The 13,473-nt window shown below is 33.9% G+C and carries 9 protein-coding genes; 8 read left to right on the top strand and 1 reads right to left on the bottom strand.

Going from position 1 to position 13,473, the window contains the following annotated elements; all coding sequences use genetic code 11:
• Positions 1 to 279: 279 nt before the first annotated feature.
• A complete protein-coding gene (locus Q0505_RS16195; protein WP_299215109.1) occupies positions 280 to 2,607 on the bottom strand; it encodes a transglycosylase domain-containing protein in 2,328 nt (775 codons plus the stop codon).
• 377 nt (positions 2,608 to 2,984) lie between these two features.
• Between Q0505_RS16195 and Q0505_RS16190 the strand changes: the two genes are divergently transcribed.
• The 8 genes from Q0505_RS16190 (at position 2,985) to Q0505_RS16155 (ending at position 13,440) form a co-directional block, all read left to right on the top strand.
• Positions 2,985 to 4,046, top strand: a complete 1,062-nt coding sequence (locus tag Q0505_RS16190; protein ID WP_299215106.1) for a pyridoxal-phosphate dependent enzyme — start codon at positions 2,985 to 2,987, stop codon at positions 4,044 to 4,046.
• Between the two features lie 5 nt (positions 4,047 to 4,051).
• Positions 4,052 to 5,122 (top strand): DUF1611 domain-containing protein, encoded by a 1,071-nt coding sequence (locus Q0505_RS16185; RefSeq protein ID WP_299215104.1) that lies wholly within the window; start codon positions 4,052 to 4,054, stop codon positions 5,120 to 5,122.
• Positions 5,119 to 6,186, top strand: coding sequence for a mandelate racemase/muconate lactonizing enzyme family protein (locus tag Q0505_RS16180; protein WP_299215101.1), 1,068 nt, complete (start codon positions 5,119 to 5,121; stop codon positions 6,184 to 6,186). The genes Q0505_RS16185 and Q0505_RS16180 overlap by 4 nt, the downstream gene beginning before the upstream one ends.
• The gene (locus Q0505_RS16175) at positions 6,186 to 7,145 is read left to right on the top strand and encodes a hypothetical protein (RefSeq protein WP_299215098.1); all 960 of its coding nucleotides are present in this window, start codon (positions 6,186 to 6,188) and stop codon (positions 7,143 to 7,145) included. Before Q0505_RS16180 ends, Q0505_RS16175 begins: the two co-directional genes overlap by 1 nt.
• A gap of 290 nt (positions 7,146 to 7,435) precedes the next feature.
• Positions 7,436 to 8,335, top strand: coding sequence for a serine hydrolase (locus Q0505_RS16170; RefSeq protein ID WP_299215096.1), 900 nt, complete (start codon positions 7,436 to 7,438; stop codon positions 8,333 to 8,335).
• A 6-nt stretch (positions 8,336 to 8,341) separates the two neighbouring features.
• On the top strand, positions 8,342 to 9,352 hold the full coding sequence (locus Q0505_RS16165; RefSeq protein ID WP_299215093.1) for a CNNM domain-containing protein: 1,011 nt from the start codon (positions 8,342 to 8,344) through the stop codon (positions 9,350 to 9,352).
• 4 nt (positions 9,353 to 9,356) lie between these two features.
• A complete protein-coding gene (locus tag Q0505_RS16160) occupies positions 9,357 to 12,176 on the top strand; it encodes an Npt1/Npt2 family nucleotide transporter (protein WP_299215091.1) in 2,820 nt (939 codons plus the stop codon).
• Between the two features lie 10 nt (positions 12,177 to 12,186).
• Positions 12,187 to 13,440: a YaiO family outer membrane beta-barrel protein gene (locus Q0505_RS16155; RefSeq protein ID WP_299215088.1), complete on the top strand. Its 1,254-nt coding sequence runs from the start codon at positions 12,187 to 12,189 to the stop codon at positions 13,438 to 13,440.
• Positions 13,441 to 13,473 lie beyond the last annotated feature (33 nt).

Raw genomic sequence — 13,473 nt, 5'->3', positions numbered from 1 at the left:
TATGTATCGTATATCTGGAATAGAAGATGTTACAGATAAAAATCTCTTTGAACTTTGAATTGACTTACTTAAAAAGGTATTAGATATAATACCACTTCAAGAAAAAGCTATTTAACTATTAAAATATCAAGATGATACTACTCTAAGGACAATTAAAAAGATTATCAAATATTAGTAAAATACTGTAAAAATGCGATTGAAAAGAGCTCGTAGCAAGCTAGTCGAAGCTTATCAAAAAATAGTTGATAAAAAGTAGAAAACCCTTAAAAAAAGTGCTTATTACTTATTAATTTGTATAGGTTTTGAGACAGTATCAACGACTATAGAGTCTTTTGTTACAGGAGCTTTATTATTTATTAAAATAGAATCTTTTCTTTTTAAATGGTATACATAGGTAGTATCTGTTTGTGTAAATAGTGTAGCTTCTTGTGATGGCATTTCTAAAAAAGATGCACAAGGAAAATAATCAAAATCATATTCAAAATTCGTCAGTATTGGAGATTTCCATAAACTAAGTCCTTTAAAAACAGATGCCACCATAGGCATAGCTGTATTTGCACCAGAGCCCATATACGTTCTTTCAAAATGTACTCGTTTATCTCGGGTTCCCACCCATGCACCTATCACAATTTCTGGAGAGGCTCCTATAAACCAGCCGTCACCATTATTTTGTGTAGTACCCGTTTTTCCAATAATATTGAAGTTGATGTCATACGCTTTTATTCCTGATGCAGTCCCATCTGTAATAACCTCTTCCATCATTTTTTGAAGGTTTTTGATATTTTTAAGACTTGCTACTCGGCCTTCATTTTTTGTTTTACGTTGATAGATTATTGTACCATTTTCATCTTCTATACGTTCAATGGCATAGGGGTTTATGCGTGTCCCTCCATTAGAAATACTAGCATAAGCCGTCACCATTTCAAGAGGTGTTAAATATGAAGTTCCTAATACCATACTAGGGACATTTGGCAATGAGGTGGTTATCCCCATTTTTTTTGCCTGCACTTTCACACGTTCAACACCCACTTTTAACTGTAATTGTACCGATACGGTATTTACCGAATTTGCCAATGCGCCGTGCATGCTATAACTTCCCCCATAGCGACCATTTGAATTTTTTGGTCTCCAATTTTCATACTTTGTGTAGGTTTGTAAAGTATTGTCATAATATTTACATGGATCTTCTCCTGTTTCTAATGCTGCCAAATAGGTGATGGGTTTAAATGTAGACCCTACTTGTTTTGGGTTTGTGATATTATCTATCTGACTAAAACCATAATCAATACCTCCAACATAACCCATGATAGCACCAGACCTGCTATTTATGGCAATAATGGCAGCGTGTAATCTTGTAAGGCTTGTCGCAATAGAGTCTCGTAATGATTGTACTCTTGGTTCATACCCTTGACCAATTTTCCAAAACTTTCTTTCTTTTGGAGTTGTAGTAAATGTAGTAACATCAGCTTCACTGGTACCTTTAGATTTTAATACTTTTACAGAGGGCAAATCAGCTACGAGTTTATCTAGGAGCGCTTCTTTTCCTCCTTCTGTTGTAGTCGCTGCCCAATAGGTATCCATAAGCTTTTGTAAGTTTTCTACCTGTCTTTGTAATGCTTTCTCAGAACTGTTTTGAATAGACTTATTGAGTGTGGTGTAGACTTGTAAGCCATCGCTATGAAGATTATAGGTATGACCATCTGCTGCAGGATTATTTTTGGCCCATTCATTAAATTCGGTTTCTACATAATCTTTGTAGTAGGTAGAAAATGAAGATGTTTTTTTAGGGGGTTGATAGTTGATGACCAAAGGGATTTTTGCTTTCTTTTTTTCTTCTTCTGTTAAAACGCCATATTTTTCCATTTGTGATAGAACAACATTTCTCCTGCGTTCTGCTCTTTCTGGATGGTTACGCGGACTATAATAACTAGGGGCTTTTAATACCCCTACAAGTGTAGCACTTTCTGCCAAGGATAAACTTTCTGGGAGCTTATTAAAAAATCGATGAGATGCTTTTTCTATACCGTACAGATTTTCACCAAAAGAAACCGTATTAAAATACAGTAGTAAGATTTCATCTTTGGTATAAACAGATTCAAGTCGCCTTGCAATAAACATTTCTCTAAACTTATTAATGGGGGTACTTAAAAAAAATTGTTTTTTTCTTCCAAAGAGATTTTTTGCTACCTGCTGTGTAATGGTACTACCACCTCCAGCGTTTTCTCCCATTAAAATAGATTTCACAAAAACACGTCCATAGCTTTTGTAGTCAATTCCTTTGTGCTCATAAAAACGTACATCTTCGGTAGAAACAAGGGCATTTTTTAAGAATTCTGTAATTTGATTGCTATTTACATTAGATCGGTTTTGTAAGAAATAATAGCCTATGGCTTGATTTTTTGAATCGAATAGGGTAGACGTTACAGGGTTCTTAAGTTTTTTTAGTGCTGCTTTTGTGGGTAACTTTCCAAATAATCCTATATAAATACTAAACAACAATACCAACACCAATGCTAAAAAAGTGAGTAAGCTATATATAAGTGCTCTAAGTGGTTTTTTCTTTACCCAAAGCCACCCATTTTTAAATTTTTCTATATAATGAATCAACAGTAACGTTTTTGAGAATTAGTACCCTAGTTTTTTGCACAAAGTATAACATTGTATAATATATAAAGATTTATCATATCAAAGGTATTTAAATTCAGTATACACAACAGATATTTTTACAGTCGTAAAAGTTATACAATATAATGTCTACACTTTTTAAAAGAGGCATAGGAGATAGTAAGGATTCTAGTAGTAAAGCCTTGTTTTACAAAATATATAAGTTCTCGTTGTATCTTTTACAAGGCAGACAGAAGATAGATAAAACATGCTGATGATCATTATTGAATTTAGAAAGAGTTTATAGAAAAATGAATGTGACCTATTTTTTTTTATGTGTCTTAATGTTAAGAGAGAATTAATAATCTCGATATGCCACTATGTTATTACGAGATGGAGTAAAGAATGCTGAGATTAAAGTATCATCAGAAACAAGAATATTAAGTGATTTTGTAAAAGATAAAACGAAGTCGCTTAATGATCGTTTAGAAAGTTTTGAAGATATTATTAATATAGAAGTGGGGGATACAGGATTAACACGTGCTAAAACCATAGAGCGTGAATTTGATATCCGCCAACTATATATTAAGTATGAAGGAGATAACCCAACAGGAACTCAAAAAGACCGTATTGCCTTTGCACAAGTATATGATGCCTTGCGTAGAGATTATGATACTGTATCCCTTGCTACGTGTGGTAATTATGGTGTGGCTGTAGCGCTTGCCGCAAATCTTGCAGGGTTACAGTGTAAAATTTTCATACCTGAATCGTACCATACAGAACGTATCAAGGAGATGGAAGCACTTCAAGCAGAGATCATCCGATTAGAAGGAAGTTATGAAGATGTGGTTAAGTCAAGTACAGACTATGCCTTTGAGTATGACTGGTATGATGCCAATCCTGGAGGTGCGAATACGCCTTTGCAAATTAGTGCCTACTCTCAAATAGCAAATGAGATTGTAGAAGATCTTGGAGATGCACCTAAATACTGTGCCATCCCTGTTTCTAATGGAACTTTATTTGCAGGAGTTTACAGAGGTTTTGTATCTCTTTACAAACGAGGGAAGACTTCACGTATTCCTAAAATGATTGCAGCATCTTCTACACGTAAAAACCCAATCATAAGCTCTTTTAAGGAAGGATTAAAAAAATGTAAAGACCTTAACCCAGAAGATATCAAAGAGACAAAATACAATGAGCCACTCATTAACTGGCATAGCTTTGATGGGGACGACGCACTTTACGCCATTCGGGAATCTGACGGAGAAGCCTTTCACGTAAGTGATAAAAAATTAAAAGAAATGGCAGCCTTCCTCCTTAAAAAAGAGGGGCTTAAAATATTACCTGCCTCCACCGCAGGACTTATCGGGCTCTTAGAGCTTGATGAAAAACTCAACTTTGAAGCAGATCGCTTTGTAGCGATCCTAACAGCAAAAAATTAAACAACATGAAAAAAAAGATAGACGGGAAAGCATTAGTATATTGTGACGGTGCCTTTAATACTCCTAACGGAAAAACAGCACACGGACTTGTACGCTTTACGGGTCGTTACGATATTGTAGGCGTGATAGATGCTACTTATGAAGGAAAAGATGCAGGAAAAGTTCTTGATGGAAAAAATAATGGAATTCCCATATTTAAAAGTATAGAAGTTGCTGTCAAAGAATTAAAAGAGATAGGAAGTATGCCAAAATCTCTAGTGATAGGTTTAGCGCCAGATGGTGGAAGACTACCTGATACTGCAAAAGTTTCTATAAAGAAAGCGCTCACATTAGGATGGAATGTAGATAGTGGCTTGCACGATTTTTTAACAAATGATGACGCATTAGTCGATCTAGCCAAAAAGCATGGTTGCCGTATTCGTGACGTTCGTAAAACACCAGATAGAGACACCTTACACTTTTTTTCTGGAGATATAGAAAGCGTAGACTGCTTAAAATTGGCTGTCTTAGGTACAGATTCTGCTATTGGGAAACGTACAACAGCTTGGCTGATAGTGCAAGGTTTAGAAAAGATTAGTCGTCGTGCAGAGATGATTGGCACAGGACAAACGGCATGGATGCAAGGTGCAAAATACAGTATGATTATGGATAGTTGTATTAATGATTTTGTGTCTGGAGAGATTGAGCATGCCGTAGTAAGTGCCTACAAACATGAAGAACCAGATGTGATTGTAATTGAGGGACAGGGGAGTTTAATGAATCCTGCCTATCCAGGTGGTTTTGAAATTCTTGCTGCGGGTCGTCCTGACTTTGTGATATTACAACACGCACCTATGCGTAAAGAATATGATGGTTTCCCTGGCTATAAACTACACTCGTTAAAAAAGCAAATTCAAGCGATTGAAACTATTTCGGGAGTGAAGGTCATGGCGATTACCATAAATCACGAGGGGATGAAAACAGAAGAGATTTTACCTGCATGTAAAGCTATTACTGAGCTCACAGGATTACCTGCTTTTGATGTGCTAGCACACGGAGCAGATAAATTGGTGAAATTAATAGATGCAAAACTATGATGCATATTACAAACGTCTCTTATGAACGTCTTGATTTAAAACTATCTGATCCGTATACTATTGCTTATGAAACCATTGATAAGGCAGTCAATTTTATTCTTAAAATTGAAACAGCTACAGGATTTGTGGGCTATGGGTGTGCGGCACCAGATCTAGTAGTTACGGGAGAGTTGCCAGATGAGGTAGAAAAAGATATCAAAGATATTATCATTCCTTTTTTAAAAGGAAGAAATGCCTATATGAGTTCAGAAATATTGCAAGGCCTGAAGTTGTTGTTAAAAAGGAAATCTTCTGCATTGGCAATGGTAGACATCGCGCTTCTAGATCTTGTTGCTAGAAAGCTAGAAACACCTATGTATAAGTTCTTGGGTGGTTATCGTCATAGCATTCCTACCAGTATTACGATAGGTATTTTGCCTATAGAAGAAACATTACGTATCGCACAAGGCTATGTAAAAGAAGGCTTTTTTATTCTAAAAATAAAAGGCGGACTGTCTCTGGATGAAGATGTAGAAAAGATGGTACGCTTACGCGAAATGTTCCCAAGCACGCAATTACGTTTTGACGGAAATCAAGGATACAACGTAAAGGAAGCAATTTCTTTTTTTGAGCGAACAAAAAAGGTAGGTATTGAGATTTTTGAACAACCTACCAAAGAAGGAATGGATGAACTTTTAGGGCAAGTAACCGAAGGAACAGATATTCCTGTAATGGCAGACGAAAGTATTAAAACATTAAAAGATACTTTCCGCTTGGCTCAAAATGAACGTATTGATATGATCAATATAAAAATTATGAAAGTAGGCGGTATTCGAGAAGCCATGCACATTAACTCTGTGGCACAATCTGCGGGACTAGAGGTGATGGTAGGCTGTATAGATGAGTGTAGATTAGGAATTTCTGCAGGCTTACACTTTGCATTATCAAGACAAAACATCAAGTTTGCAGACCTAGATGGTCATTTAGATATGATCGCAGATCCTTTTAAGGGCTTGTTCAAATTAGACAAAGGTATTTTATATCCAAGTGAAGCAGCTGGCTTAGGAGCCATAGCAGAATCATAATGAGCAATATAATTATATACCTAGGATTTATTATTACTGCTTATGCTGTTATTGCAAATGATGTGATACAAACCTTAGGGACTTTTCTAGCCTCAAATAGTAAAAAGAAATGGTGGGTGCTCTGGGCGTTTGCAGCTACGATTCTTACAGCAACATTATTCTATGGTTGGTATCATAATGGGGGCGATGTTTCCTACGGAAGACTCGGTAAAATACCGCTCCCAGAAAACCTCCAATGGTGGTATTTACTAGCGCCATTATCATTATTAATTATTACGAGATTAGGAATTCCTGTAAGTACTACATTTATGATATTGAGCTTATTCTCCTCAAGTGTTATTATTGAAAAAATGATTTTAAAATCAGTATTGGGATACGCATTAGCTTTTACATCAGCAATTATTATATACTATATCATCGCTAGAAAATTTGAATCTAAACGAAGCTTGGAACGTCTTGAAAATGAAAAAAAGGATCAAAAAAAGTATTGGTTAGTAGCACAATGGGTCTCTACAGGCTTTTTGTGGTCTCAGTGGTTGATCCAAGATTTTGCAAATATTTATGTGTTTTTACCTAGAGCTTTATCACTTCAAGAATTACTTGTTTCATTAGGGATTATACTTCTTATTATGATGTATATCTTCAAAAATAAAGGAGGTAAAATTCAAGATATCGTAACCAAAAAATCCAATACAACCAACATACGATCGGCTACCATTATTGACTTTATCTATGGAATCTTATTATATTTTTTGGGTACACTGAGTTCAATTCCTATGAGTACTACTTGGACGTTTATAGGCATTTTAGCAGGTCGTGAACTCGCGATTAATTATCTTTTAAAATCTGACCAACTCAAATATTCGTATAAAGTAATTATTAAAGATCTCGCAAAAGTAAATATTGGTCTCGTTGTAAGTATTCTTATCGCCTACATCATTCAGTTTATAAAAGAGTGAGATAAACATAGTATACATTTCTTTTTTAGAGATATGTTAGCTCATTTTAATAATTCATTTGTTTGAGTTATTTTTTTAATATTTCAAATTTTAGTAGGGGTAATTCCGCTTTCGCGAAAGCGTATGTAGCAACATAAGAACCATACTCGTGTAGATTTATAAAATAATCAATTTAAAATGCTGATAATCAAAAGCATAATTATATAAAATATTTTAAAATAATTATATAATAATAGTGACGTATTTCTGTTGTATGGGTCTTAATATGATACTATTTAATCCTAAAATTTATGAAAAAAATTTGTGTTTTTGTTTTTGCATTCTTTTTTTATCAACTTAATCATGCGCAAGATTTGCCAGTGGTTATTCCCAATGATAACACGCCTTTAAGAGAGCTTATAGATGTTTCTCTTCAGAAGGATTTAACACGTATGGTACGTAACAATCCAAAATGGAAAAAGCTCGTTGATCAAAAAAAGATGGCGATAGGTGTTGTTGATTTATCGGATGTAAATAATATTCGATTTGCCCGAGTTAATGGTAATCACATGATGTATGCGGCTAGTTTACCAAAAATTGCAGTATTACTCGCTGCGATGGATGCTATAGAAAAAGGGGAACTTGTAGAAACTTCAGAAATAAAAAATGATATGAAGTTAATGATCAGTAAATCTAATAATCAAGCTACAACGAGAATGATTGATCGTTTGGGGTATGATAAAATAGAAGCTGTTTTAACAAGTGATCGCTATAGCCTCTATGATGAGGAGTTAGGAGGTGGTTTATGGGTAGGAAAACGATATGGCTCTGGAGGAGCTGTGAATAGAGATCCTTTAAAAAATTTAAGCCATGCAGCAACAGTAACGCAGGTATGTAGATTTTACTATTTGTTAGCACAAGGGAAACTAGTAACAGAAGATCGTTCACAACAAATGCTAGATATTATGGAAGATCCGGCATTACATCATAAATTTGTAAATACATTGGATAAAATTGCGCCTAATGCACGTTTGTTCAGAAAATCAGGTTCTTGGAGTACCTATCATTCAGATTCTGTATTGGTATGGGGAAATCCTTCAAGAAGATATATTTTAGTTGCTTTGATAGATAACGGTAATGGAGAACAGATTATTAGAAATCTTGTACAACCTATAGAAGAAGTTCTAAGCAAGAAAAGAGTTATAATTTAATTTAATATGCAATACATAATAGTAACCAGTTTAATCATTTTATCAGCTTGTTTTAGTGGACTCACATTAGGTTTTTTTAGCCTTAATGTGACTTCTTTAGAGCGAAAAATGAAATTGGGTGATGCCAGAGCAGCAAAGGTATATCCCATTCGTAAACGTGGAAATTTACTATTATGTACACTACTTATAGGAAATGTAGCAGTAAATGCTGCGGCTGCTATATTTCTTGGAGAAATAGCGAGTGGATTAGTCGCTGGTATTGTGTCTACAGTACTTATTGTGATATTTGGAGAAATCTTACCGCAAGCTTTTTTCTCAAGATATGCGTTGACTTTAGGAGCCAAATCAGTTTGGCTGGTGAAGACTTTTATTTTTTTAATGTATCCTATTGCATATCCCTTATCTTGGATTTTAGATAAGTTACTTGGAGAAGAAATACAAACCATCTGGAGTAAAAGAGAAATCAAAGAAATCATTAAGCACCACGAGAACAATGAAAACTCAGATATTGATAAAGATGAAGAGCGTATTCTCATAGGAGCACTTTCTTTTTCTGAGGTGAGTGTGAAAAAAGTAATGACTCCAAAACCCGTTTTATACACCTTAGAAAAAAGCACCATCCTAACCCAAGAGAAGTTATTAGAGATCAGAGATAAAGGATTTACACGAATCCCGGTGTATAGCGGTGTTGAAGACAAGTTGATAGGAATACTCTATTCTAAAGATCTCATAGGCATCGTTGATAAAAATAAAACAGTAGAAGATTTTTTAAGTAAATCTAAACCTATTACTATAAAAGACACCATGTTACTAGATGGTTTAATGAATCATTTTATTACCCAAAAAGTACACATCGCTTTTGTATATGATCTATACAGTACATTTATTGGAATTGTTACTCTTGAAGATGTTATAGAAGAAATATTAAAAGTTGAAATCATAGATGAGGTTGATGTTGTAGCTGATATGCAGCACCTAGCTATGGAACAATCAATAAAGAATCTGTTAGACCAATAGATAAATGCTAAAAAATACAATTAAAAAGGTTTTTGACATTAGAGAAGGTGAGCTTCCTGTAGCTTTCTTAATGCAGGGCTATATTTTTTTGGTTATTGCTACACTACTCATTATTAAACCTACGGTTAATGCACTTTTTATTTCAGACTTAGGTGTTGAAAATCTTCCGTTTGGTTATTTAATGGTTGCTGTTGCAGCAGTGATTACTTCTTATTTTTATGCAAGAATAACGGAACGTTTTTCGCTTCTGCCCATTATTAAGTTTACACTTATATTTTCACTTATCGCCTTACTTATATTAGGCACGTTACTACATTTGAATCTCATTGAAGGATGGATTTTGTACGGATTTTATATAGGAGTCGCGATCTATGCGGTCCTAGCAACTTCTCAATTTTGGGTATTAGCAAATCTGGTTTTTAATATTAGAGAGGCAAAACGATTATTTAGTTTTATTGGTGCTGGTGCTATTATGGGAGGTATTTTTGGAGGATATCTCACATCACTTCTGGCTCCATATATAGGAAATGAGAACCTTATTTTTGTAGCAGCTTTTTTACTCTTATTATGCTTTCCAATTTTGAATAAACTTTGGAACGTACGCGTTTCTCAACTTAACAGTTTTAAACGAAAAAAACGTACAGATATCGTCACAGATAATCCAATACGACTTATAAGAAAATCAAAGCACCTCAGCTATTTAGCGATTATTATTGCCGTGGGTGTTGTTATTGCGAAACTAGTAGATTATCAATTTAGTTTTATTGCGTCTAATAGAATTACAGATAGTGATGATTTAACCGCTTTTTTTGGGTTTTGGTTATCAACTTTTAATGTGATTTCATTAGCACTACAGTTATTTTTAACTCGTAAAATTGTTGGAATTTGGGGTGTTGGTTTCTCCCTCTTACTATTGCCTATTCTTATCTTTTTTGGTGGACTTTTGTTTCTATCCTTTCCTGAATTATGGGTCATTATTATATTGAAAGCTATAGATGGAAGCCTAAAACAATCGGTACATAAATCTGCAATGGAACTGATCGCATTGCCATTACCTTTTCAACTTAAGAAAAAAACAAAATCATTTATTGATGTTGTAGTAGATAGTATTGCGACTGGAATAGCGGGTTGTATTCTTATTTTTCTAATCAAAGGATTAGATGTTTCAGAAAACTACATTATGCTATTAATCATAGCGCTCAGTTGTATTTGGGGCTATTATATTTTAAAGGTACGGAAAGAGTATTTTTTATCCTTCAGAAGAAATTTAGATCAAATCAATCCTATTCCTGTAAAGAGAGAAAAAACGATATCTAAGGAATCTTTTCTGAAAGGCATGGAACGTGTTTTTCGCGAAGGCAAAGAGAAAGAAATTCTTTTTATGCTTACAAAAGCTCGAGAAGTAAATGATAAAAGACTCATTGAACCTATATGTGCTTTATTACAGCACCCATCCAATGTGGTGAAAACTGCAGTTTTACAAAACTTATTTTATCTTAATGAAGGCAGTATCGCTATTGAAGTACAAGCCTTGCTAAAAACCAAAGATGATGATGTTGTCATGGCTGCCCTTGAATATTTACTATTGCATGCAGATAGGGATGAGTCTATTGTCTTTGATAGCTATCTAGATGACACTAGTGAATACATATCTGGTGCTGCTCTCATTTGCTTAGCCAAAGAATCTAGGGATAACTCTCTTCTTAGAACTCGCTATGAACTTTATAAAAGAATAGAAAAAAAAGCTTTCCAAATAGAAGCGTTACCTAAAACAGAACAAGAGAAAGAATTTATTGAATTGGTTACTATTATTGGATGGGCAGACTATAAAAAAAGATATGAATATATCCTAAGAGGTATGGATTCATCAAATTTAATACTCCAAAAAACAGCTATAAAGGCGGCTGGGAATACCTTAAATGATTTTTTTACAAATCATTTATTACAATTGCTTCCTAACAAAATACTCAGAGAAACAGTACAAGAAGCTTTGGTTAATTACGGTCCATCTATGATTGCGGTGCTTCATCAAAGAATCTATCAAAAAGATATTTCTATAGATATAAAACGCAACGTCCCTAGTGTTATAGAAGCTTTTAAATCTCAAAAAGCAGTAGATACCTTATTTGATGTTTTTATGGTTTCTGACGATTTAACCATCCGTTTAAAATGTATCCAGGGGCTTTTAAGACTCAAAGCGAGTAATCCCATACTGTATTTTGATAAAAATAAATTAGCACAACTCATTCTTGACGAATGTAAGATTTATGATCAAACTCTTGTTTCTATGCATACACAGATTATTGTGCATTATTTAAAGCGTAAAAAGAGTAAGCAATCCATATCTGATAAAGAACTGAATGCACGGGAAAGTTTAATGGAGCTATTAGAACGTAGAGTAGATGCTGGTTTAGAACGAATATTTAAACTCTTGGAACTCAAGTATTCTGAAAAAGATATTCAGATAGCGTATAAAGGGATTTTAAGTGATAGTCAAGAAAAGAGAACCAACGCTATAGAGTTTTTAGATATCATACTAAACCCTAATCTTAAAAATAGATTAATTCCTATCGTAGAGTTAACCATCTTGGATACCTCGTCAGAGGAAGTGATTGCAGCTATAAGTAAAAATAGGTATACAGAATTTGAATGTTTTGAAACTATATTAAAAGGTAGAGATTTAAAACTTAAGCTAGCAGTACTTTTTTTAATTGAGCAATTGGCAGATAACTCCTACTTATTACTTGTAGAAAAATCACTAGATGATGATAATGAAAAAATAAAAAGTTTTGCTGAAAACGCATTTCATGCGATAATATCATAATACATTTGTAATGAAAGGAATTCGTAAAAAGGTAATTGTTTTTTTGAGTATTGCTACTTTAGGATGCGCTACTATATCTGCTCAGACTAGTACTGTAGATGTAGATGCACTTTATAAACAGGCTCGTGATTTATATAATCAAGAAGAATTTACCATCGCTTTAGATAGACTAAATCAAAGCTTATTAATAGCTCCTGAGTATGTAGAAATAAGACAACTTAGAATTCGCGTGCTACAGCAGTTAAGGTATTTGAAAAAAGCAGAAGAGGACATTCTTATACTTTTAAAAACAGATAGTTTACAAGACTCAAAAAATCGAGTTCTTGAGCAGCTAACACTTATAAATGATGCTAAAGAACTCGAGCGCTTTAGCTATTTAACACAGCCTTTTTTTGTGAATGATGTAACGTTTTTAATCGTTAAAGCTGAGCAACTAATTACGTTGAAAAGTACACAGCTCGCTAAAGAAACTATCAGTGAGATTTTGAACTTAAAGAATCTAACAAGTGACCAAAAATACAGATTACAATTATTGATTAAAAAAACATACTCTAATCAACTAGGAGTTAATCATGAGGTCTTGTCTTTTCTAAAAGATAATCCTGTTCAAAAATCTTGGAATACTACAAGTGTTCAATACCAGCATTATTTTGGACACCATGCAGTGATTGCTCGTATAAATTATAGTGATAGATTTACAAATGAAGGAGCGCTTTATGAACTAGAAGCATACCCTGTTTTTTCTGAAAAATGGTATGGTTTTATAAATCTTAATGCTTCTAATACTGATTTTTATCAAAACTACGGGGTGAGTATGTCGTCATTTCATGCATTAGGAAAGGGTTTTGAGGGGGAAGGAGGATTTCGATACTTTGATTTTGATACAAATGATTTTTTCTCAATGGTTATTGGTGTCACAAAATATACAGGCAAATTCTACCTTAATGGGAGGGCTTTTTTAGGACCAAAAAAAGAAGATACCTTTATACAGAATTATCAATTTAATATACGCTATTATTTAGAGAATCCAGAAGACTATCTTTTTGTAAGATTAGGAGTAGGGATTTCTCCTGATGATAGAACCAGATTCACACAAATTGCAGCAAACCCTGATCTTACCGCTAGATATGCTTCTTTAGGAATACAGAAGAGTATAAAAAAATATAGTTTTCAGACAAGTGTAAGTTATCTTACGGAAGATCTATCAAACAATCGTAATGGCAATCAAATCGCTTTTAATCTTGGGATTAATTATAGATTTTAAAGCATAATACTAAACAAATCTCAAACAAAAATT

Origin of the sequence: uncultured Dokdonia sp., from assembly GCF_937910895.1 — a bacterium.
Classification (GTDB): Bacteria; Bacteroidota; Bacteroidia; order Flavobacteriales; family Flavobacteriaceae; genus Dokdonia.
Note: the sequence above shows the minus strand (reverse complement) of the source record. Positions and strands in the feature narration are given on the sequence as shown.

Excerpts from the sequence above, each read along its gene's own strand:
- Q0505_RS16160 (WP_299215091.1), top strand. The coding sequence starts at position 9,357 with ATGCTAAAAAATACAATTAAAAAGGTTTTTGACATTAGAGAAGGTGAG.
- Q0505_RS16180 (WP_299215101.1), top strand. The coding sequence starts at position 5,119 with ATGATGCATATTACAAACGTCTCTTATGAACGTCTTGATTTAAAACTA.
- Q0505_RS16165 (WP_299215093.1), top strand. The coding sequence starts at position 8,342 with ATGCAATACATAATAGTAACCAGTTTAATCATTTTATCAGCTTGTTTT.
- Q0505_RS16185 (WP_299215104.1), top strand. The coding sequence starts at position 4,052 with ATGAAAAAAAAGATAGACGGGAAAGCATTAGTATATTGTGACGGTGCC.
- Q0505_RS16155 (WP_299215088.1), top strand. The coding sequence starts at position 12,187 with ATGAAAGGAATTCGTAAAAAGGTAATTGTTTTTTTGAGTATTGCTACT.
- Q0505_RS16175 (WP_299215098.1), top strand. The coding sequence starts at position 6,186 with ATGAGCAATATAATTATATACCTAGGATTTATTATTACTGCTTATGCT.
- Q0505_RS16190 (WP_299215106.1), top strand. The coding sequence starts at position 2,985 with ATGTTATTACGAGATGGAGTAAAGAATGCTGAGATTAAAGTATCATCA.
- Q0505_RS16170 (WP_299215096.1), top strand. The coding sequence starts at position 7,436 with ATGAAAAAAATTTGTGTTTTTGTTTTTGCATTCTTTTTTTATCAACTT.